Genomic DNA, 23,453 nt, shown 5'->3' with positions numbered 1-23,453 from the left:
TCCATGGACGAAATTCTCGCTAAACAACGCATAGTAGTGGCAGGCCTGGGTTTGACAGGTCAGTCTGTGGTGCGTTTTTTAACTGGTTTGGGCGTCACGGTCTCGGTATGGGACACCCGTGCCGAAGCCGTGGTGCCATCGTGGATCACAAACCCTGTAACATTGGGTAGGGTGAATGAGGATTTTTGGACTGACATCGATATGCTGATCCTAAGTCCTGGCATTTCCCCAAGCCATCCGGGAGTGCACCTCGCCCGTCAAGCCGGCGTTGAGGTGATGGGTGATATAGAATTATTTGCCCGTTTGTCTCGTACGCCATTGTTTGGCATTACCGGTTCTAATGGCAAAACCACGGTCACACTCTTGCTGACCCATATACTCAAAACGGCCGGTCTTAAAGCCTGTGCAGCGGGGAATGTGGGACAACCTGTTCTCGATACTTTGGGTGAGCAGTGGGATGCCTTAGTGTTGGAATTGTCCAGCTTTCAGCTCGAGACAACGTCATCGTTATCACTAAAGGGCGGCACCATTTTAAATATTTCTGATGATCATCTTGACCGTCACGGAACCATCGGTGATTACGCGGCGGCTAAGCAGCGAATTTTTTTACATTGTGAGCATGCCTTGGTGTGGCGAGATCACCAAGAGTGCTTCCCTGCATCCCCCGTTTCTAAAGTCACTGGCTACGGCGTTGAAAGTTCCAATACCGAATTTGGTTTTAGCAATAACTGTATTACTTGGCAGGGTAAGCCCGTATTGAATATGGTAGATGTACAGTTGGTGGGTACTCACAACGTGCTTAATATTCAGGCCGCTCTTGGGTTAAGTCTGCTAGCTGGTGTGTCTATGGCGGACGCGTGTGAAGGGGTAAAAAGCTTTGTTCCTGCGCCTCATCGCTGTGTGCAAATTAGCACACGTGGCGGCGTGCACTGGATAGATGACTCTAAAGCCACCAACGTAGGGGCCACTCTTGCCGCCTTAGAAGGTATTGGTAAACAAAAAACCGGTAAGCTGTTTTTGATTGCAGGCGGTGACGGTAAAGGCGCTGATTTATCGGTGTTGCAAAGTGCATTGCTTCGCTATGTGGATGTGGTGATCACCCTGGGTAAAAATGGCCCGGACATCGCCGAATTGTTTCATGATGCCCATCAGGTTGATGATTTACCGGCTGCAGTAAACTTTGCTGCAACACACGCTTCTAGCAAAGATACGGTGCTGTTATCACCCGCTTGTGCCAGCATTGATATGTTCGAAAATTATCAACACCGTGCCACGGTTTTCGCTGATGCCATTGCTAAGGTGGAATTATAATGTCGTCGACTACCCAGCGTTTAGCTGATCTTTTCGCCCAACGTCATGGCCCAGCTAAGACTTCATCACCTTATGATGTCGGCCTTGTATTGGCGGCATTGGCACTGGCCACTTTGGGACTAGTCATTGTTACGTCCGCTTCTATGCCTATGGCTGATCGCCTTTACGACAACCCATTTTATTTTTCTATTCGACACGGTATTTACCTGTTGGTGGCGCTGTTGGCGTCTGGCGTGGTATTGCAAGTTCCCATGAGTTTTTGGCGTGTTATTAACCCCTGGCTTTTATTGGCCGCCATCGCCATGTTATTGGCCGTGTTGGTAGTGGGGCGAACCATTAACGGCAGTACCCGTTGGATCGTGATTGGCCCATTGACATTGCAACCAGCAGAGCCCGCTAAGCTGTTTTTCTTTACCTATTTAGCTGGTTATTTGGTTAGGCGCTACGATGAAGTGACCGAAAATATCAAAGGCTTTTTGAAACCTTTAGTGGTGTTTTTTGTATTGGCCTGCCTGTTATTACTTCAGCCTGATTTCGGTACCGTGGTGGTGATGTTTACCACCACCATGGGCTTACTATTTTTGGCTGGCGCCCGATTATGGCAGTTTTTCGCCATTGTTTTTGTTGGCATGCTGGCCATTGTGTTTCTTATTGTGTTTGAAGAATACCGAATGCGGCGGGTCACCTCGTTTCTCGATCCTTGGGCCGACCCTTTCGGTAGCGGGTATCAGTTAACTCAATCTCTTATGGCTTATGGCCGCGGCTCTTGGTTTGGTCAAGGGTTAGGAAATAGCTACCAAAAGCTAGAGTTTCTTACCCAAGCCCATTCTGACTTTATTATGGCCATCGTAGCCGAAGAACTGGGCTTCGTTGGTGTGTTAGTGATCTTAGCGCTGATTTTGTTTGTGGTGGTGAGAGCCCTCAATATTGGTAAGCAAGCACTGGCTAAACAACGCCCCTTTGAAGGGTATTTAGCATACAGCATTGGCATTTGGCTAAGTTTTCAAACCGCGGTGAATGTGGGCGCAAGCGCCGGTATTCTGCCTACAAAAGGGTTAACACTGCCGCTAATCAGTTACGGTGGTACCAGTCTTATCGTGCTGGCCGTGGCGGTGGCGATGCTTATTCGCATTGATTTTGAATTGCGGGTGGATGGTGTGCAGGCGTTAGGCCGAAAAGACAAGAAAAAAGCCAAGCCTGCGGTAATTAAACAGGATGAAGAAAAACAGACCAAAGATAACATTAAAGCCATGTTGGAAGAGGTAGAAATGGGGGCAGAAAATGAGTAAACGCTGCCTTATCATGGCCGGTGGAACCGGAGGACATGTTTTTCCTGGATTAGCTGTGGCCCATGCCCTTTCCGCTAAAGGGTGGGACGTGCATTGGCTAGGCACAGCCGAACGTATGGAAGCCCAGGTGGTGCCGCAACAGGGTATTCCCATTCATTTTATTCATGTGCAGGGCTTACGAGGTAAAGGCTTGTCTGCTCGTTTAGGTGGCATCATTGCCCTTGGTCGAGGGCTAAAAGAAGCTTTTTCGTTAATGGGAACATTAAAGCCCGATTTGGTTATTGGGTTTGGCGGGTATGCCAGTGGTCCTGGCGGCGCTGCCGCATGGCTTCGGCGTATTCCACTGATTATTCATGAACAAAATGCTGCGGCTGGTATGACGAATCGTCTGCTTGGAAAGCTGGCGCGGCGCATATTACTCGGTTTTGACGATGCCCGAGGCGGCTTTAAGCGAGCGGCTACAAAATGCCTGACTATCGGTAATCCGGTGCGTAAAGAAATTACCGCTTTGGCGGCAAAAACTGAAACCCATTCTCCTTTGAGAATGCTGGTGATTGGCGGTAGTTTAGGTGCCCAGGCGCTAAATCAGACCGTGCCCATGGTTTGCAGTAATTTGTACGGGCTAACCATTCGTCATCAGGCGGGAAAAGGCAACGCAGAGTCCGTTAAACAGGCATATGCCAGTGGCAGTGTGGATGTTCAGGTCAGCGAATTTATCGATGACATGGCAGCGGCTTATGAATGGGCGGATTTTATTGTTTGTCGTGCGGGGGCGTTAACAGTAGCCGAAGTGGCTGCGGCAGGGTTACCGGCGGTCTTTGTTCCGCTGCCTCATGCGGTGGACGATCATCAAACAAAAAATGCCTTATCTTTGGTGAATGTGGGGGCGGCGAAAATGTTATCGCAAAATGATATGGCCGAAGAATTAGGACCCATATTGGAAAGTTGGCTGCGCCAACCACAGGCGTGTCTGGCGATGGGACATAAAGCCCGCCAAGCCGCGCGAACCGAGGCAACAGAACACGTCGTTGAACAATGCCACTTGCTGATGGGAAACAAGCACTCATGATGTCAGAAAATGCGTTTCAAAGCCCGCAAATGCGAAAAGTGTGTCGGATCTTTTTTATTGGGATTGGCGGCGCCGGTATGGGCGGTATTGCCGAAGTTTTACTCAACGAAGGCTATGAAATAGCTGGGTCGGATATTCAGCACGGCGCCATGACCGCTCGCTTACAAAAATTAGGCGCAACCATTTGCCTTGGCCATCGAGCAGAGAATGTGCAAGGGGTTGATGTGGTAGTGGTATCCAGTGCTATCAACGAAGATAACCCTGAAATTCAGTATGCGCGAGCACACCGTATTCCTATTATTCGCCGGGCTGAAATGCTGGCTGAATTAATGCGTTTTAGACACGGTATTGCGGTTGCAGGCACTCACGGTAAAACCACCACCACCAGTTTAATAGCAACGATTTTTGCTGAGGCTGGACGGGATCCTACTTTCGTTATTGGCGGTTTACTTAACAGCGCCGGTACCAACGCCAGATTAGGAACAAGTCGCTATTTAATTGCCGAAGCGGATGAAAGCGATGCGTCGTTTTTACACCTTCAACCCATGGTTTCTGTTGTCACCAATATAGAGCCAGATCATATGACCACCTATGATGGTGACTTTAACAAGGTCAAAGATACCTACCTGGAATTTCTCCATAATTTGCCATTTTACGGGCAGGCCATATTGTGTGGTGATGATGAGGTGATCCAGTCTTTGCGAGACAAAATAGGCCGGAATATTCTGACCTATGGGGTACAGGCGCATAACGACGTGCGGGCAGAAAATATTTCACTTAAATTTGGTCAGGCGTCCTTTGACGTACTGCGGCCTAATTTACCTGCGCTACAGGTAACGTTAAATTTAACCGGTATGCATAATGTGCTTAATGCCTTGGCGGCTATCGCGGTGGCTACCGATGAAGGCATTGAAGATGAGGCCATTGTAAGTGCGCTAAGTGCTTTTGGTGGCATCGGTCGTCGTTTTGAAGTACTCGGTGATTTTCAATCACCCGCTGGCACCGTTACTTTGGTGGATGACTATGGCCATCATCCCACCGAGGTGAAAGCCACCATTTGTGCGGCGCGGGCGAATTGGCCCGAGCGACGATTAGTGATGGTGTATCAGCCCCATCGGTATACCCGTACCCGAGATTTGTACGAAGATTTTGTGGATGTGTTGTCTCAGGTAGATGGATTACTTCTGCTTGATGTTTACGCTGCCAGTGAAGATCCCATCGACGGCGCAGACAGCAAATCCTTGTGTCGGTCTATCCGTTTACGGGGGCAGGTAGAGCCCATCTATGTGTCAGATCCCGCTAACTTGCCCCAGTTATTGGCAAATGTGATGCAGGAAAATGACGTGATCATGACCCAAGGCGCGGGAAATATCGGCCAAATTGCCAAAGATTTGGCAAATTCAGGCTTAGAAGAAAAAAAAATAAAAGCGAGTGTCGGCAATGGTTAAACAGGTAAATCCACAGCGTTTTGGACGAGTAGCAGTGATGCTTGGTGGCGACTCAGCAGAACGGGACGTGTCGTTGTCGTCGGGACAGGCGGTGCTAAATGCGCTGCTTCGGCAAGGCGTAGAGGCGGTAGCCTTTGATCCGGCTGAACGGCAACTAACTGATTTGATTGATGAAAAGTTCGATAGAGTGTTGATCATGCTGCATGGCCGTGGCGGCGAAGACGGTGCCATGCAAGGGGCGTTACAACACCTTAAAATACCCTATACCGGAAGCGGTGTAGTAGGTTCTGCGTTAGCCATGGATAAAATCCATACCAAGCAAATATGGCAATGTTTAGGGCTGCCTACGGCGAAATATCGAATTGCTGATAAAAGTGACTTTGAAGCTGGATCGTGCGGGGCTATAATGATGGAATTGGGGAATGAAGTCATGGTCAAGCCTGCCCGAGAAGGTTCGAGTATCGGCATGGCAAGAGTGACAAGCGCTAAACAACTAGAAACTGCCATACAGGACGCCTTTAAGTACGATGATCAGGTCCTGTTAGAGCAGTTCATCGATGGCCCCGAGTTTACGGTTTCTGTGTTACAGAACCGAGCATTGCCATCGATCCGCATGTCTACCCCCCATAAATTTTACGATTACGCGGCTAAGTATCAAGATGATACCACCGTGTACCATTGCCCCAGCGGCTTGTCTGCGGACAAAGAAGCCGAATTGGCAGCCGTATCGCTGCGTGCGTTTAAAGCGCTGTCATGTAGTGGCTGGGGACGCATTGATGTCATGCAAGGTACGCAAGGCGAGTTTTATTTGCTTGAGGCCAATACTGTACCCGGTATGACAGAGAAAAGTTTAGTACCAAAAGCTGCGATGGCGGCAGGACTCAGTTTTGACGCACTGACGCTGGAAATTCTGGCGACCAGTCTGGCACAGACGTAGCGAGGCTGGATATGGCGGAAAAAACACAAAAACGGATCCGGTTATGGTCAGGTGTTCTGTTTTTGGTCGCTGTGATGGCGAGTCTTATTATCGGTGGATTACAAATTCGCGATTACTTGCAAGATGCCCAACGGGCACCGGTGCAGGTGGTGGATTTTTCAGGCGAGTTCAGTCATGTGGATATTCCGCGGCTGGAACGTTTGATCCGTCAGGCTCAGCCAGGAAGCTTTTTCTCGCTGGATGTGAATGAAGTCTATCAGCTGGTTGAGTCTCAGCCTTGGATTTACCGCGCATCGGTACGTAAGCAATGGCCAAATACGTTAAAAATCTATTTGGTCGAGCAAAAGCCGGTGGCACAGTGGAACGATGATTTTTTGTTGAATCCTTATGGCGATACCTTTAGCGCAAGCGCCGAAGGTCTATCCTTACCGAAATTGTTCGGTCCAGGAGGCAGTGAAAAAACGGCGCTGGAAGGTTTTAACGCCATGCAGTCGTTATTGGCCACTACCGCCATGCCGATTACAGAGTTGTCCTTAAGTGAACGATTTGCTTGGGAGATACAACTGGCCAATGGCATTGAATTGAATTTAGGTAGGCAAGAATTTATTGATAGATTACAGCGCTTTATTGATGTCTACCCGTTGTTGGCAAGACAACCTAAAGCCGTAAAGTATGTTGATCTACGATACGATACCGGGCTGGCCGTAGGCTGGCGAGATGTAAATGATGAAAAAAGTTAATAAGAGAGTTTATAAGCACAATGTCAAAACCTGCTGAGCGTAATCTGATTGTCGGACTGGATATCGGCACCAGCAATGTTAAAGCTGTTGTCGGTGAACTGCTAGATGATGAGCAGATCAGTATTGTTGGTGTAGGTACACATGCTTCTCAGGGTATGGACAAAGGCGGCGTGAACGACCTTAATCTGGTGGTTAAATCGGTACAGCGTGCTGTTAGCGAAATGGAACTGATGGCCGATTGCCGAGTCTCTTCGGTGTTTATGGCCATTTCGGGACGGCATGTGAAATGCCAGAATGAACGAGGCATGGTGCCCATTAACAATCAGGAAGTAACACAAGAAGATGTAGACAACGTAATACATGCGGCACGTTCGGTTCCCATTGCTGCCGAGCGACGTTTACTCCATGTGTTACCGCAGGAATTTACCATTGATGTGCAAGAGGGCATTAAAAATCCTGTGGGTATGTCCGGTGTGCGTATGGAGGCTGAAGCCCATATTATTACCTGTGCCGACGATATGGCTAAAAACTTGGTGAAGTGTATCGAGCGCTGTGAACTGAATTCAGATCAGTTGATTTTTTCTGCGCTAGCATCAAGTTATGCGGTGTTGACCGACGATGAACGGGAGTTAGGCGTTTGTGTGGTTGATATTGGTGGCGGGACGATGGATATCGTTATTTACACTGATGGTGCTATTCGGCACACTGCGGTGATCCCTGTGGCCGGAAATCAGATAACCAGTGATATTGCTAAGATTTTCCGCACGCCAATTAGCAATGCTGAAGAAATCAAAGTGAACTATGCCTGTGCGTTAAAAGACATGGTGAGCATGGAAGAGAACATTGAAGTACCCAGTGTGGGTGGACGCCCGGCTCGGGCCATGTCTCGTCACACACTGGCAGAGGTGATTGAACCTCGGTACCAAGAGTTGTTTGAACTGGTACAAAAAGAAATTCGAGCCAGCGGTTTTGAAGAACAAATTGCCGCGGGTCTTGTGCTAACAGGGGGAACGGCCAAAATGGAAGGGGCAGTAGAATTTGCCGAAGAGCTATTCCAGATGCCTGTTAGAGTAGGAAAACCAATAAATATGCGCGGGTTGTCGGAATATACCGATGACGCAAGTTTTGCAACAGTAGTGGGCTTGCTTCACTACGGAAAAATGCAAGCTGATAATAAGAAATCCAGTAAGCAAAAATCCGGCGATAGTTTTATTCAACGGGTGCAAAGCTGGTTTAAAGGTGAATTTTAATTTTAATTTTTGGGGGCGCTAAGACAATGGCATACGATCGCATGGAAGCAGGTGATCGGCGAATTATGACCTGGCTTAGTGTTGTTAGACGTACCAATCCGGAGAGTAAGTATGTTTGAATTAATAGATAGCCACGGCGAAGAAGCCGTAATCAAAGTCATTGGTGTAGGTGGCGGCGGCGGTAACGCTGTAGAACACATGGTGGCACAAAACATTGAAGGTGTGGAATTCATTGCGGTGAATACAGACGCTCAAGTTTTGCGTAGCTCCAGTGCTGATGTCACTTTGCAAATTGGATCATCTGTCACTAAAGGTTTAGGCGCAGGTGCCGATCCTAATATAGGACGGGAAGCTGCCCATGAAGATCGTGAAACCATTCGTCAATCGTTAGATGGTGCCGATATGGTCTTTATCACTGCCGGTATGGGCGGTGGTACAGGTACGGGAGCCGCACCTGAGGTAGCAAGAATTGCTCGGGAAATGGGGATATTAACCGTTGCCGTAGTCACTAAACCTTTCCCTTTTGAAGGGAAAAAGCGTACCGCATTTGCGGAACAGGGCATTGTGGAATTGTCGAAAAACGTCGATTCATTGATCACTATCCCTAACGAAAAATTGTTGAAAGTGATGGGCCCAGGCACGCCTTTGTTGCAAGCATTTAGCGAAGCAAACAACGTGTTAAACGGCGCGGTACAGGGTATTGCTGAACTGATCACTCGCCCTGGTTTGATTAACGTCGACTTTGCAGACGTGAAAACCGTGATGTCTGAAATGGGCACTGCCATGATGGGAACCGGTGTGGCGTCAGGCGCTGATCGGGCCGAAGAAGCGGCAGAAGCAGCCATTGCTTGTCCGTTGCTAGAAGACATCGATTTGTCGGGTGCGCGCGGTATTCTTGTCAATATTACAGCCGGTCCTGACTTTTCTATCGATGAGTTCGAAACCGTGGGTAATGCGGTTAAAGCCTTTGCCTCTGAAAATGCCACCGTGGTTGTGGGTACGGTTATCGATATGGAATTGGCCGAAGAACTGCGTGTGACAGTGGTTGCCACCGGAATTGGGGCTGAAAGAAAGCCTGATATTTCCTTGGTAAGCTCTGAAGGATCCCGTTTATCTGGGGCAGCACGAGAATTTGGCACGGGAAGTGCTTCTACTACAGATACAAACAGTGTAGGTACCACAGATGGTAACCAAGCATTGAAAGTCGACAATGATGCGCAGCCGAATAATGACCTTGAATATTTAGATATTCCGGCATTCTTGCGCAAACAAGCTGACTAAGGCTTTTGTTAGTAGGAACTAATTCATTGTAATTAGTGTCTGATTAACAGATAAGGTGTTAAATAACGGCGCCGTAATGGGTGTATTTGACTTTGTCAACGTACATCTGTACACTATGCGACCGCTTTTTGAACAGGTAAAAGCAACGACATGATTAGACAACGTACAATCAAACAATCGGTGCAAGAAACCGGTATTGGTTTGCACAAAGGGGAGAAGGTCACTATGACTCTCCGGCCTGCGCCTGCGAACACGGGAATTGTGTTCCGTCGCATCGACCTTGACCCTTTTGTGGATATTCCTGCCCGTGCAAATGCGGTTGGTAATACCATGCTTTGTACGTGTGTAAACAATGAAGATGGCGTCAGTATTCATACTGTGGAACATCTGGCGTCGGCGTTGGCTGGCCTGGGCATTGATAACATCATCGTTGAGGTAGACAGTCACGAACTGCCTATCATGGATGGCAGTGCTAGCCCCTTTGTTTTCCTTCTGCAAGCGGCAGGTATTGAAGAATTAAACGCACCTAAGCGCTTTATTCGTATTACCAAAACCGTACGCGTTGAAGATGGTGATAAGTGGGCAGAACTACGTCCTTACGACGGCTTCCGTGTGGATTTTCGTATCGATTTCGACCACCCGGTTATTAGTCAAACTCGCCAGCACATGGTGATGGATTTTGACAGTTGTTCTTATGTGAATGAAGTAAGCCGGGCGCGAACTTTTGGCTTTATGCGCGATTTGGAATACATGAACGCAAATAACTTAGCCTTAGGTGGCAGCATGGAAAATGCTGTGGCACTGGACGATTTTAGGATCCTCAATCCTGAAGGTCTGCGCTACGACGATGAGTTCTTAAAGCATAAAGTACTTGATGCAGTGGGCGATCTTTACATGGGTGGTCATAGTATCATCGGTGAATTAGCCGCCTTCAAAACAGGGCACGGTTTGAATAACAAATTGTTAAACGCTGTGTTATCCCAGCAAGATTGTTGGGAGTTCATTACCTATGAAAATCAGGATGAAATGCCCATCCGTTATGCAGAGCCTGTACTGGCTTAATAGAAAAACCGCCTCCCCCGGCGGTTTTTTCATTTTTAACACCGATAACTACGACTAATAGACCTGCCAGCAATAGAGAAAAGCGGGCTTTTACATGCTATTGTGATTATATACGCCGTGCTAAGCGGCAAATTGAACCCTTTTATAGTAGTAGTAAAAAGTGGGGACATCTTGAACATGGCAAGCCTCTGCATTTTCTTGAATGTTCTTTCCTATATCTCATGATCAAACTCAGATACTTGCGATTTATCGTTTCTTTTATTTTGTCTGTTATGACCGCAATGTCTATGGGTCAGACGCTCCCCTATGATGTCGCTAATCAGCAACAGCAAGTGATCCCTTATTCCGTATACCACCAACGTTTGTGGGACACCCGGGATAATATGCCGCAAATTTCTGCAGTCAGTATTACTCAAGATAAAACTGGCTACATGTGGGTTGCCACAGAAGGGGGGCTTACCCGATTTGACGGCGACCACTTTCGTAATTTCAATAGTGAAGATACCCCCGCTTTATCTGATCCCATCCTGCGCACGGTGTATGTTGATGAGTTAAACCAACTATGGATAGGCAGCACTAATGGCCTTATCGTTAAAAGGGATAGCGCGTTTATCGAGCCTGATTTTGGTTTTCAAAGCCCCGGCAAGATTGAAGATATTGTCGAATTTAATCAGCGCATTTATATTGCTGCCAATGGGTTATTTTCCGTCGATCGGACTTCTCTGGCGGTAGATGCAATTGAAATGAACCGTGGGCAAGTGACGGCTTTGGCGCGCCAAGGAGATAAACTCTGGGTGGCATTTAACAATGCGCTGGGCGTTATTGATAGTGAGGGGCAATATCAGTTTATTAAACTTCAAGGTCAGCCTCAGCAATCCCAAATTGAACATCTAACCGATTACAACGGTTCGTTAGTGGTTGGTACTACTCGAGGCGTGTTTAGGCTATCTGATGAGGGACAGTTAACGCCGGCATTGTTTTCTGGCAACCCTATTACTGATGGCGTAGAGATGCTGTACGCTGATTCTAAAGGTAACTTATGGATCGCATGTAAACAGCGTTTAATACAAATACATGGCAATGAAATCATTGAAGAAGTCACCAGTATTGACGATAAAACCTTGCCATGGTTTGTTACCGCGTTTGAAGATCATCAGGGCAATTTATGGTTTGGAAGTCGGACCCATGGTCTACAGCGCCTGCGTTATGACGGCTCTCGTAATTTTGGAGTAGAAGCCGGGTTAGCCGAGCCTTATGTGTGGACCTTTGCTAATCAGCAGGATCATGTGTTGGTAGGTACGAATGGGGGGCTCTATCAATTTAAACAGGGTCGCTTTACGTTATTAGTTAACGACGACAGGCTGCCTAATAATGTGGTTTATACCCTGTTTATCGACAGCAAGGGGAACATATGGGCGGGTACCCGTGCAGGTGCCGTGCAATTAACATCTGATTATCAGGTTATTCAGCAATTCCCTTCACTGCAAAACTATCAAATAAATGGGTTTACAGAAACCGCCGATGGTGCCATTTGGATAGCAACATTAAAGGGGCTGTATCGCTGGGATGGCCATCAGCTTACGAACCAATCTGAACAGTTGCAATTGACATCAGACAATACCCGAGCCGTGTTTACTGATAGCGCGGGGCAATTGTGGATAGGCACAGCTGCGGGCGCTTACAAATACGCCAACGGCAAATTAAATGCATTTACAGAAGACAGAATACTGCATTCAACGTCTATTTCATTTTTTACCCAACTGAAAGATAAACGCATGATTATCGGCACACTCCAAGCTGGGTTTGCTATTGAGCATGATGGCAACTGGTATTGGCCACAAATCGATAAATTGCCTGCTGAAAATTTATTATATGCCGCAGAATATGATGGCTCTCTTGTGGTCTCCAATGTTAAAGGCGTATACAAGGTAGCGTTAGCATCCTTAGCCCCAAACACCCCTCTTGATATCCGCGTGTTGGTGGACGACTATGGACCAGAGGCAAATAGAGATGGTATTCGTTGTTGTAATGGTGCGGGTAATGCCAAAGGCACGCTCAAAGACGGCATACTGTATCTGCCTACGTTAAATGGTGTTGGGGTAATCAATTTAGCACAGGCTATAGATGCGGTTTCAGAGCCTATTCCTGTAATCGAAGGAATGGTGATTGATAATCGCTGGTATACCCAAAGCGGGGCCACGTTACCCTTAGGGAAACGCAATGCTCGCTTTGAATTTTCTAGCCCTAAATTTTACCGTAATAGCGCGCTGCGTTTTCGTTACTTTTTAGATGGATATGATGCGAATTGGACTGGCACCATTAGCCGGCGAGAAGGTTACTATACCAACTTACCGCCAGGAGAATACCAGTTTAAAGTGCAGACCCGTATGCAGGAACAATCCGCATGGTCCACACCCACCGTTTACCACGTTGTAGTGCCAGCTTATTGGTACGAACAAAACTGGATGCGGGTTGTGTTTGTGTGTATTGGAGTGTTGGTAATATGGGGGCTCATCCAACTGCGAATGCGTCGTTTAGAGCGCAGCAAAGCCCGTTTAGAAAGCATGGTGGCAGCACGTACGCGACAACTAGATAACGCGAATAAAAAGCTGGCTGAAGCCAACAAGCAGCTTGAGAACGCCAGCCTCACAGATTCTCTTACCGGTCTTAGAAATCGGCGTTATTTAGATGTATACATTGACAATATTCTTGCACGCTCAAAACGTCTAGAACAGGGCATCTTTTGTATTATTCTAGACATCGACAACTTCAAGATCCTAAATGATCAACTTGGCCATTCCGTTGGCGATGATATCTTGGTGGCCTTTAGTGACATTTTAAGACGGGAAGTGCGCCATAGCGATCATATAGTACGCTGGGGCGGAGAGGAATTTCTTATATTGCTAGATGCCGGCGTGTCGGTGGCCGAATTTATGGAGCGGCTAATGTCCGCCATTGCTCACACCGATTGGCCCCATGGTTCACGTTTACCGACTAAGCCAAGTTGCTCGGCAGGGGTATGTTACCACCATAGCGGATTGACAAATTGGCACTGGGAACACTCTTTGATTTTGGCCGATAAGGCCATGTATTTAGCCAAACGTGGTGGCAAAGCAGGGTGGTTACATATGCAGCCAAAAGCGGATGTGCCCGAAGATTTACGGACCGATGTGACCACATGTAGTGCCGAAGCCTTGTTATGCAGTAATTATTTTGATTTACAAGGTTCCGAACATATTATGTCTTCGGCCGCGCAAATAAAGGGAGTTACACCAACATAAGGTCAAAAAATAGTCATTTTTAGGCCTTATGTATTAAAAAAAATCGCTGGGTATCTCATTGTGGTTTGTTCATTTGTCTGAACAGCGTTAAACTAGCGCTGATTTTATTGAGAATGACGAATGAAACTAACCATCACCTTCATAGGTAAACAGCGTCGCTACCGAAAAAGCATCAGTGTGAGAACACTGGTGAGCTTTACGGTGTTGTCCTCTCTGTTCATGTTAGTTTCCAGTCGCAGCACCGACTCAGTGTCTGAAGATATTGCCAGAATCAAGTTGGCTCAGGCAGTGAACGAATCTGAAAATTCCGAAGTTGAGAAACTCACCACAAAAACCCGTCAGCAGTTAACGATGTTGGCAGAGCGTTTGGCAGCAGTGGAATCAACGGTGGCTCAACTCGATGAACAAGGCAAACTAATTGCCAACGAATTCGGGATGGAGGCGGAAGATTTGTCTGCTTTTATCCCAGACTCTACACCGAATAACGTTGAAAATGACCCCCTAATGCAACAATTGGCATTGGTAGCGCAGTCTGTTGAAGCAAAAAAACAGCAGCTAGCCATGCTTGAAAGTTTGGTGCGGGGGCATCATATCCAACAACAGAGTCAATTATCTGGCCGACCAATAGCGTCGGGATGGTTGTCTTCTTATTACGGAATGCGTACCGATCCGTTTACCGGTAAACCTGCCATGCATAAAGGGGTGGATTTTGCCGGTAAGTCGGGAGATGACGTGCTAGCCACAGGCGCAGGTATCGTAACCTGGGCCGGCGAACGTTCAGGTTATGGCGTGCTAGTAGAAATTGATCACGGAGATGGCATGGTGACTCGTTACGGGCACAATAAAGGGCTATTAGTTTCTGTGGGCGATGTGGTTACCAAGGGGCAACCTGTTGCCATTATGGGAAGCACCGGCCGTTCTACCGGCACACATGTACACTACGAAGTAATAAGAAACGGACAACCGATCGATCCTCTGCCTTTTGTCGTGAAACGACGGTAACAGGTAGCAGCCAGAATCAGGCTTATGGGAACGTAAGCTGCAGAATCAGATAGGGTGGCACAGTGCACGTAACGCACGGTGTCATTTTTTTAAATCGACGAGAGTATCCGGGACGCCGGTTTCTCGTACAAGTAGTGGAATCATCAACCAAATGTTTGCAAGCATCCTGAGAAAAGTATTCGGTAGCCGAAATGACCGACTATTAAAAAAATTAAAAAAGAACGTCGATGCCATTAATGCGCTTGAAAAGGACTATGAAGCGCTGTCAGATGAGCAGTTAAAAGGCAAAACCGCAGAACTCAGAGCCAGACTGGAAAAAGGTGAAAGTGTCGACGACATTCTCATTGAAGCCTTTGCCACTGTTCGTGAAGCCAGCAAACGGGTTTATGGGATGCGTCACTTTGACGTACAGCTACTTGGTGGCATGGTTTTACACTCAGGGAAAATCGCAGAAATGCGTACTGGTGAAGGTAAAACCTTAACCGCAACCCTGCCTACCTACCTCAATGCCCTAAGCGGTAAAGGGGTGCATGTGGTGACGGTGAACGACTACCTTGCCAGTCGGGATGCGGATTGGTCCAGAGAGTTGTTTGAATTTCTTGGTATGACTGTTGGGTGCAATATACCGGGCATGTCGCCAGACATGAAACGGGCGGCCTATCATGCCGATGTCACCTATGGTACTAACAACGAATTTGGTTTCGATTACCTGCGGGACAATATGGCATTCAGCCCCAAAGATCGGGTTCAGCGTCCGTTGCACTACGCGGTTGTGGATGAAGTGGATTCCATCTTAATTGATGAGGCCCGTACTCCCTTAATTATTTCTGGTGCCGCAGAAGATAGTTCTGAATTATACAAAGCCATTAATACGGTGATCCCAGAGCTTGTTCAGCAGGAGCAAGAAGACGAAGAAGGCCAAGAAGGCGACGGTGACTACACCGTGGATGAGAAATCTAAGCAAATCCACCTTACCGAACATGGTCAAATTCACGTAGAAGAAATCTTGCATGAAAAAGGCATTTTACCTGAAGGTGAATCATTATTTGCTGCCGGGAATATCTCTTTACTGCACCACATTAACGCGGCCTTACGTGCCCATAAATTGTTCCAGCGGGATGTGGACTACATCGTCAAAGACGATCAAATTGTTATTGTGGATGAACACACCGGTCGAACGATGGAAGGACGTCGTTGGTCTGAAGGCTTACACCAAGCGGTGGAAGCTAAAGAAGGGGTGAAAATTCAAAACGAAAACCAAACGCTGGCCTCCATTACCTTCCAGAATTATTTCCGTATTTTCGATAAATTGGCAGGGATGACAGGTACTGCGGATACTGAAGCGTTTGAATTCCAGCATATCTATGGCCTAGAAACGGTGGTGATCCCCACGAACCGGCCCATGGTACGTAAGGACATGGCAGATCTCATTTACCTGACTGCCCAAGAAAAATATGATGCTATTGTGGCTGACATTCGTGCCACCGTGAAAAAAGGCCAGCCTGTATTGGTTGGTACGGTATCTATCGAGAATTCCGAGTTATTGTCGCGGGTTCTTAAAAAGGAAAAAATTCCTCACAAAGTACTTAACGCCAAGTTCCATGAACATGAAGCGGATATTATTGCCCAAGCGGGTAAACCCGGTGCGGTGACCATCGCCACTAATATGGCCGGTCGTGGTACGGATATCGTGTTAGGGGGTAACTGGCGCGCAGAAGTTGAAAAACTAGAAAACCCCACAGAAGCACAAATTAAGAAGCTTAAAGACGAGTGGGAAGAACAACATACTCTTGTTCTTGAAGCCGGTGGTTTGCATATTATTGGTACCGAACGCCACGAATCTCGTCGTATCGATAATCAGCTTCGAGGGCGTTCTGGCCGTCAGGGCGATCCTGGCTCAAGCCGTTTTTATCTGTCTCTTGACGATGCCCTGATGCGTATTTTTGCGTCGGAAAAAATGGCCGGCATGATGAAGCGTTTAGGAATGGAACATGGTGAAGCCATCGAACATCCTTGGGTAACGCGCGCCATCGAAAACGCGCAGCGTAAAGTAGAAGGTCGTAACTTCGACATTCGTAAGCAACTGCTTGAATACGATGATGTGGCTAACGATCAACGTAAAGTCATTTACGAGCAACGTAACGAATTGCTGGACGAAGGCGATATTAGTGAGACCATTGCCGCCATTCGCGTCGATGTGGTTAGCGGTATTGTCGATGAATATATTCCACCCCAATCGTTGGAAGAAATGTGGGATGTAAACGGCTTAGAAGAACGTCTTAAGGCCGACTTTAAAGTGGATTTACCGGTACAGCAATGGTTAGACAATGACGACAAGCTTTACGAAGAGCGTATTCGCGAGCGTATCTTAGAAGAGATTGAAGGCGCCTATAAAGCAAAAGAGGATGTGGTGGGGCCTGATGTACTGCGCCAATTTGAAAAAGCCATTATGCTGCAGAACTTAGATAGCCATTGGAAAGAGCATTTGGCAGCCATGGATCACTTGCGTCAGGGCATTCACTTGCGTGGTTATGCACAGAAAAATCCGAAGCAAGAATACAAGCGGGAATCTTTCGAGTTGTTCTCCAGTATGCTTGAAGCGCTTAAAGTGGAAGTGATCACCATTTTAAGTCGAGTACAGGTACAAGCGGAATCTGATGTGGAGAAAGTCGAAGAGCAACGTCGTCAAGCTGACGATGTGCCTAAGAAGTTTCAACATCAAGATGCCGAGGGTCCATCTGATGCGCCAGAAGCTGCCGGTAACGCACCTGTGCGCACGGCAATGCGTGAAGGGCCTAAAGTCGGCCGTAACGATCCCTGTCCTTGTGGCTCAGGTAAAAAATACAAACAGTGTTGCGGTAAGCTGTCTTAATGAGCACAGTGCACGTTGCCGTTGGGGTTATTCTTAAAGGGGCGCAGGTATTTATCTGTAAACGCCCCTGTGATAAGCACCAAGGCGGCAAATGGGAGTTTCCCGGTGGCAAGGTTGATAGCGGCGAAAGTGCCCTTGAGGCATTGGCTCGGGAGCTGCTAGAAGAAGTGGGCATTCAGGTTGTTGCCGCCAAGCCCCTTATTACCATCGAGCATGATTACGGCGATAAGCGCGTGTGCTTACATGTGTTTACGGTATCTGAATTTACTGGTGAACCCGCCGGGTTAGAAGGTCAACCAGGCCAATGGTGCGCGCTGAACGCACTTGATGCTAGCCGCTTTCCTGCCGCCAATGTGGCAATTATCGAGGCATTGGTGAAAGGTTAAAAAAACAAAGCAGCGTGAATAAGCATCACTAACATTAGTGATAAACAATAAAACCAGACGTTTAGTACGCCTGGTTTTTTTTATGGGTATTTATAGCGTAATACGCTGGGAAGTGGCAAAGGCCACATCTAGCTTATGGTACGCGGCTTCATTGATAAAATGGGGGTAGGTGGTGTCTTCTTCCCATAGGTAGATTGTGCCATCAAAGCCAGTAAAAGCCGGTGCTCCTTGTTCCAAGGCGATAAAATCTTTATCTTGCAGTTGATGGTGGATCATGGCTTTTCGTTGTCCATGGTCATCTAACGGAAAACTAATTTCTCTTCCCAGTCGAAAAGCCTCGCAAGGGGGCAAGGTGGATAAATCCTGTTTTTCATTCCAGGCTAAGCAAAAATCGAGAATGGCCTCGGCCATCTTTTGCGTCAGCAAATACACGTCTTCGCGAAGCACCCCTTGAGGTTGACCGCCTACCTCAATCATCACCCCTTTTTTACCGAGGGTGCAAAGATAGCCATGGGAGGCAAAGGTCTTTTCATCTTCTATCAGGATATTTGCCTCTGGCATGGCATTTTTAACAAAGCGGGCCAAGGCAATATTAAACGCGTCGTGCTCCAAAATAATTAAGGTTGCGCCCATTTCACTGGTGGTGTTGTGCACATCAATAAAAAAATCCGTCGCAGAATCTGGGCCCTTAGGACCGTATAGTTCATTGAGTTGTTTCGCTAATACGGCTTCCGCTGCCAGGTTATCACTGGCGAGGCGCTCAACAGTAAATTGGCGGTTAAGATCTTCTTCTAAAAAGCGCACATTGGCGTCAATGGCGTTTGGGTTTGCCAGGCCACAACGTACATTTAAGTTGTTAAAGCGTGCTGGCATACCGCTTAGTTGCCATTGTCGAATTAATTCAATGCCACTGGTTTCATTACCATGGGCGCCACCTGTCAATACAATGGAATTGAGCATATTTCACTCACCTTTAAATAAAATGAAACCGGCACTAAGAAGAAACGTGTCCGGCGAGGATCAGTGTTTAAAAAAGTCGTCCTGTTGCTGGCTTAACATGGCTTCTATATCTTCAATATCGGGCATGTTTTCTGGCGTATCAGGGGATTGTTTCGTAGCGGGAATGGCCCGGTCTTCTGCTGCCCATTCGCCAAGATCAATAAGCTGACATTTTTTTGAACAAAACGGGCGAAACAGACTGGTCGACGACCATTCCACTAAGGTGTTACAAATGGGACAGTTTACTTTCACATCAATTACTTTGTCAGAAACGCTTTGCGGCAAGTTTAGCAGGCCGCTAGGGTAAATGTCACCGGCTTTTCCACCGACGGAGACTGACCTGACGAGGCCTCAAACCACATAAAACGGATAGAATAGCGGTACTTATTTCCACTTAACGTGGGATAAAAGCCTTCACTGGTATCGCATTTTACGCGAATGAGTTCATTTTTATCATCTGCTACACCTTGGTAAAAGCCGTTTTCTGCTTCGACGGTATCAAAGGCCGATTTTTCACGCAGAAAAGACAACAAGATAGCCACAGCATCTTCCAAAGAGACTAAGGATTTTCGCCAACGGGCCATGTCTTGCTGTTGGCTTTGTGCGCTGCTGCTAAGCCAATAGTGAAGGTTAGGTAGATCAAAACTGCATACGCCACCGGGAATAGAAAAACGCTGACGAATAGCCGATAAAAAAAGATCTTCTCTAAGGGCAGTACCAAATTTTCGTTCGGCTTTGATATTGCCTCTAAGGGCGACAATGGACTGTAAGGTTTGATCTAAAGCTTGTTTATCAATGTTTGGATAGCTGGACCACAAAACCAGGTTTTTTTCATGGGCATCGAGATCTTTCAATAGATCCGAGCGCAGATCAAGACGCTCTAACAGGTCCATAAGGGTAAACAGTTGCTCGAAAAAGTACACTTGTAACGCGGTATTGTGGGTTGACGCACCGGTTTTCAATTGCCCGAGCAAATGTTCTATACGCAAATAATTTCGCACCTTTTCTTTCAGTGGAAATTCAAAAGTTGTGGTGGTCATGAAGCCCTCTCTGTTGTATCGCATAGCACTACAACGCAAAAGCGTCAAAATATCAACCCTTGGCGTAAATTTGACGCCGCCGAGACGGTGAGAGACGGTTTTAGTCGGCAGAAAGCCTTAAATACTGTTGATGCAGTTGTTCAACCTTCGCCGGTAAGGACGACAAGCTACCGTTGTTGTCTATTACATCATCTGCCTTCGCTAGGCGTTCTGCTCGGGTAGCTTGGCTTGCCATAATCGCGCGGATGGTGGTTTCGTTACTGCCGTCTCTTGCTAATGCTCGGGTTAGCTGTGTGCGCTCATCACAATCTACCACTAAAACACGGTTTGTCATTGTATCTAGCTTATTTTCAATCAGCAGCGGTACCGAGAAGATCACATAGGGGGTAGTGGATTGGGCAAGTTGCGCCCCCATGGCTTGTCGAATCGCCGGATGAAGCAAATCGTTTAGCCATTGTTTGTGCTCGGCGCTATCAAATACAATTTGGCGTAGCTTGGCGCGGTTTAGGTGGCCATCGTTGTTAACAATATCGCTACCAAAACGGCGAACAATACGATTTAAAGCAGGCCGTCCTGGGGCGACAACCTCACGGGCAACAATATCGGCATCCACCACATCAATGCCTAATTTAGCAAAGAGATCGCTAACGGCGGATTTACCGCTGCCAATGCCGCCGGTTAAACCCACAACAAAAGCGGTGCTCATGAACCTAGCACCCACGCTAGGTACATCTCGGTAATGGGGGTTTTATACAATAGGGTTAAATAACCGGCCACGGCCAAATACGGGCCAAAAGGAATGGCAACCGATTGGTCTTTGCGCTGGGTGATCATAATAACAATACCCACAAAAGCGCCAACCACCGACGATAGCAATATGATAATGGGTAAGCCTTGCCAACCGGTAAAGGCCCCTAAGGCGGCAAGGAGTTTAAAATCACCATAGCCCATGCCTTCCTTACCAGTAAGTAGCTTAAAGGCCCAATACACGCTCCATAAACTTAGGTAACCGGCTGCGGCACCAATAATGGCATCTACTGGGTTTACAAATACCGATTGGGTACTTAACAGTAGACCTATCCACAGTAACGGTAGGGTAAGCTGGTCGGGCAACAGCATTTTATCTAGATCAATAAATAATAATGCGATCAGTATAAATACGATCAACACTGCCCATACACCTTGGCTAGTGGCACCAAAGTGCCAGGCAGTAAAGGTAGCCACCAGGGCGGTGAATAGCTCTACTAAGGGGTAGCGAATGGATATGGGCGCTTTGCAGTTTGCGCATTTGCCACCTAAAAATAGGTAACTGATCACCGGAATATTTTCCCAGGCACGAATTTTATGCTGGCAATGGGGGCAGGTACTATCGGGTTTCACTAAATTAAAGGGCGGCGAAGGTGTAGAGGGCGCTGCGGTATCGTCGCTATGAAAATAGCCTTGGTATTCGGCTTGCCAAGCCCGTTCCATCATAATGGGCAAGCGGTAGATCACCACATTTAAAAAACTGCCCACCAGCAAACTAAATATAAAAACGGTAATAAGAAACGTTGGCAGGCTGTGCTGCATTAATGAGAATATGGCGTCCATAGGTGCTTATATAACTGCTTATAATTAGGTGATTAACCTTACTAAGACTGCCTGAAATAGCGGTTTGTCTCAATGGCAAATTAGTATTTTTGTTATGAAGGTAGGGGTATAAGGGGGCGTTGCCCTACACTAGCTCGGATCGGAAGCGTTTCATTATGATGATATGAGGATCTAACGTATTGATCTGAAATGGTATTGCTTATCATAATTCTGCCCTTTGTTACTTTGAGTGTTTCATAAAAGCAGCCTTTTGCAAGCATTTTCACCAAATTTATCTAAAATGAAACGTTTTGGAAACCTGTCAGTGTAATCCCCATGATTAAAAATGAAATTTTAATAAGGGGGCAGTTATTCTTACTCTTTAATATTAATCATATGATGAGAGAGCGATATGTCACGTACCATCATATTTGTACAATTGATGAAAACACCACTGACCAATTCAATAGAGAATTCATCTGGTAAGAAATCAATGATCTCTACTCCCTTGTATGTAAAGAATGACCAATCAGGCAACTTAGTATTTGACCGTAAAAAGGAATCTATAATATCTTGCGTTATTGCTATCATAATTCAGTCTAGTAAAGTCTGGTCGATTCATTATGCTACTATAATAGCGGCTTAAATCAGGTGGCAAAACTTATAATGCCACTACTTTACCGTATGGACAGAAATATTGAAAATAATAGTAGTTACAGTGGTAGTAGCATTATTTATTATCACATTTTTATTCACCAAGAATGAAAATACGGGAGAATCCTTCCCTAATACATCATTGATTAGCGAAGGTAGCAAAGGTCAGGCAGTTCTTGTTGATAGAAAATCAGAATACGTAGATGCAGAACAGAGCCAGAAAGTGTTAAGCGTGCCTGAAACCTCGCAGAGAAGTGATTGTCTGACATTAGCTGAATTCTTAGAAAATGAAGAGGTAAATGCTGTAAATGAATTCATACTTGAAAACAACCTTTCTCCAAACTCGGTTGATGACTATCTAATAGAATTGAGTGAAGAAGAATTACTATTGGAAGCAGATTCTGGTAACCAAGATGCGCTATATGTTCTCGGAATGAATAAGCATTGGTCTTCACATCGTACAATTAATACGAATCCAGCGTTGAATAACTCCCGCCAAATTGGAAAAGCACAGCCATTAGACAAAAAAACATTATTGGAAGCAAGAAAGTATCTCTGGCAAGCGGGACTCAGAGAGTTCTCTATTGCTCTATTAGAGCTTGGCTCTACATACGACACCGAAATTAACAGTTCAAGATTAACTGACGATGAGAAGCTGGAGTTATTAAGAAAAAAATACTTATATCGTCGTCTTTTTATTTCGGTTTCGCCTGTCATTAGTAATTTTTACTCATTGGAAATGGAACAGCTAAACGATGATTTTGAATTTCTCGAAACTTCTGATGTTGAAAGGGAATACACTGAAATTTATGACCAATGGAAAGTAGAGCGTGCAGAATTAGGGAAAGGTGAAAAAGTTGCTTTAAAAATACCTGATTCAATAAGTACATCTTGGGGTGATAAATACATAATATGTAAATAAGGATAACAGAAAATGGATTTTTTAAGCGGATTATAGCTGTGTTTTTAGTTTTTTTTCTAGCACAGTATTTGCGAAAATAATAGATGTCAATGTACCTGAGACTTTCACCGGAATGTTGGATGACGCGACAAATGCAAGAAGAGCAGTAATGCTACAATATAGTCTTTATACAATGAAAAGAGGCGATTTAGTGGTTGCTACCTTTTCAGATTGTCCACTTCCCCTTTGATTCGGCTATCTTTCTTACTCTCAAGTGAGCGTTCCAGTGAGTAATCGATGTTTTTGTTCTTGTAATCTTTTACTAGCTTCTTGACTCTCTCAAATTCATTTCTAAAGTCTTC

19 protein-coding genes are annotated in these 23,453 nt (G+C 46.4%); 14 read left to right on the top strand and 5 right to left on the bottom strand.

Annotated features, from left to right (window positions below; translation table 11 throughout):
• Positions 1-3: 3 nt before the first annotated feature.
• The 13 genes from murD to mutT all read left to right on the top strand — a co-directional run bounded on the left by murD (position 4) and on the right by mutT (position 17,928).
• Positions 4-1,311: a UDP-N-acetylmuramoyl-L-alanine--D-glutamate ligase gene (gene murD, locus KO501_RS14385; protein ID WP_216030357.1), complete on the top strand. Its 1,308-nt coding sequence runs from the start codon at positions 4-6 to the stop codon at positions 1,309-1,311.
• Positions 1,311-2,600, top strand: a complete 1,290-nt coding sequence (ftsW, locus tag KO501_RS14380; protein WP_216030356.1) for a cell division protein FtsW — start codon at positions 1,311-1,313, stop codon at positions 2,598-2,600. Before murD ends, ftsW begins: the two co-directional genes overlap by 1 nt.
• The gene (gene murG, locus KO501_RS14375; protein WP_216030355.1) at positions 2,593-3,669 is read left to right on the top strand and encodes an undecaprenyldiphospho-muramoylpentapeptide beta-N-acetylglucosaminyltransferase; all 1,077 of its coding nucleotides are present in this window, start codon (positions 2,593-2,595) and stop codon (positions 3,667-3,669) included. Before ftsW ends, murG begins: the two co-directional genes overlap by 8 nt.
• Positions 3,666-5,117, top strand: a complete 1,452-nt coding sequence (murC, locus tag KO501_RS14370) for a UDP-N-acetylmuramate--L-alanine ligase (RefSeq protein WP_216030354.1) — start codon at positions 3,666-3,668, stop codon at positions 5,115-5,117. Before murG ends, murC begins: the two co-directional genes overlap by 4 nt.
• Positions 5,110-6,054 carry a D-alanine--D-alanine ligase gene (locus KO501_RS14365; protein ID WP_216030353.1) on the top strand — a complete coding sequence of 315 codons (945 nt, stop codon included), beginning with the start codon at positions 5,110-5,112 and terminating at the stop codon, positions 6,052-6,054. The genes murC and KO501_RS14365 overlap by 8 nt, the downstream gene beginning before the upstream one ends.
• A gap of 11 nt (positions 6,055-6,065) precedes the next feature.
• Positions 6,066-6,794 (top strand): cell division protein FtsQ/DivIB, encoded by a 729-nt coding sequence (locus KO501_RS14360; protein WP_216030352.1) that lies wholly within the window; start codon positions 6,066-6,068, stop codon positions 6,792-6,794.
• Between the two features lie 20 nt (positions 6,795-6,814).
• Positions 6,815-8,044 carry a cell division protein FtsA gene (gene ftsA, locus KO501_RS14355; RefSeq protein WP_216030351.1) on the top strand — a complete coding sequence of 410 codons (1,230 nt, stop codon included), beginning with the start codon at positions 6,815-6,817 and terminating at the stop codon, positions 8,042-8,044.
• Positions 8,045-8,155: 111 nt separating this feature from the next.
• Complete coding sequence (ftsZ, locus tag KO501_RS14350; RefSeq protein ID WP_216030350.1) at positions 8,156-9,325, top strand: cell division protein FtsZ; 1,170 nt, start codon at positions 8,156-8,158, stop codon at positions 9,323-9,325.
• 150 nt (positions 9,326-9,475) lie between these two features.
• Positions 9,476-10,387 (top strand): UDP-3-O-acyl-N-acetylglucosamine deacetylase, encoded by a 912-nt coding sequence (gene lpxC, locus KO501_RS14345; protein ID WP_216030349.1) that lies wholly within the window; start codon positions 9,476-9,478, stop codon positions 10,385-10,387.
• A 287-nt stretch (positions 10,388-10,674) separates the two neighbouring features.
• On the top strand, positions 10,675-13,668 hold the full coding sequence (locus tag KO501_RS14340; protein ID WP_216030348.1) for a ligand-binding sensor domain-containing diguanylate cyclase: 2,994 nt from the start codon (positions 10,675-10,677) through the stop codon (positions 13,666-13,668).
• A gap of 120 nt (positions 13,669-13,788) precedes the next feature.
• Positions 13,789-14,670, top strand: a complete 882-nt coding sequence (locus tag KO501_RS14335; protein ID WP_216030347.1) for a M23 family metallopeptidase — start codon at positions 13,789-13,791, stop codon at positions 14,668-14,670.
• 151 nt (positions 14,671-14,821) lie between these two features.
• Positions 14,822-17,542, top strand: coding sequence for a preprotein translocase subunit SecA (gene secA / locus KO501_RS14330; protein WP_216030346.1), 2,721 nt, complete (start codon positions 14,822-14,824; stop codon positions 17,540-17,542).
• Positions 17,542-17,928 (top strand): 8-oxo-dGTP diphosphatase MutT, encoded by a 387-nt coding sequence (mutT, locus tag KO501_RS14325; protein ID WP_216030345.1) that lies wholly within the window; start codon positions 17,542-17,544, stop codon positions 17,926-17,928. The genes secA and mutT overlap by 1 nt, the downstream gene beginning before the upstream one ends.
• Before the next feature lie 90 nt (positions 17,929-18,018).
• On the opposite strand, the gene KO501_RS14320 is transcribed toward mutT, so the two are convergent.
• From KO501_RS14320 to KO501_RS14300, 5 genes are all read right to left on the bottom strand, one after another.
• On the bottom strand, positions 18,019-18,888 hold the full coding sequence (locus tag KO501_RS14320; protein WP_216030344.1) for an aspartoacylase: 870 nt from the start codon (positions 18,886-18,888) through the stop codon (positions 18,019-18,021).
• 60 nt (positions 18,889-18,948) lie between these two features.
• Complete coding sequence (yacG, locus tag KO501_RS14315) at positions 18,949-19,179, bottom strand: DNA gyrase inhibitor YacG (protein ID WP_216030343.1); 231 nt, start codon at positions 19,177-19,179, stop codon at positions 18,949-18,951.
• 35 nt (positions 19,180-19,214) lie between these two features.
• Positions 19,215-19,967: a cell division protein ZapD gene (gene zapD / locus KO501_RS14310; RefSeq protein WP_216030342.1), complete on the bottom strand. Its 753-nt coding sequence runs from the start codon at positions 19,965-19,967 to the stop codon at positions 19,215-19,217.
• Positions 19,968-20,067: 100 nt separating this feature from the next.
• Positions 20,068-20,673: a dephospho-CoA kinase gene (gene coaE / locus KO501_RS14305; protein WP_216030341.1), complete on the bottom strand. Its 606-nt coding sequence runs from the start codon at positions 20,671-20,673 to the stop codon at positions 20,068-20,070.
• Positions 20,670-21,557 carry an A24 family peptidase gene (locus KO501_RS14300; protein WP_216030340.1) on the bottom strand — a complete coding sequence of 296 codons (888 nt, stop codon included), beginning with the start codon at positions 21,555-21,557 and terminating at the stop codon, positions 20,670-20,672. Before KO501_RS14300 ends, coaE begins: the two co-directional genes overlap by 4 nt.
• A 676-nt stretch (positions 21,558-22,233) precedes the next feature.
• On the opposite strand from KO501_RS14300, the gene KO501_RS14295 reads away from it, so the two are divergent.
• Positions 22,234-23,112, top strand: coding sequence for a hypothetical protein (locus tag KO501_RS14295; protein WP_216030339.1), 879 nt, complete (start codon positions 22,234-22,236; stop codon positions 23,110-23,112).
• Positions 23,113-23,453 lie beyond the last annotated feature (341 nt).

This window comes from Alteromonas sp. C1M14 (assembly GCF_018860965.1).
Classification (GTDB): domain Bacteria; phylum Pseudomonadota; class Gammaproteobacteria; order Enterobacterales; family Alteromonadaceae; genus Alteromonas.
The sequence above is the reverse complement of the archived record's forward strand: the minus strand, read 5'-3'. Positions and strand labels throughout refer to the sequence as shown.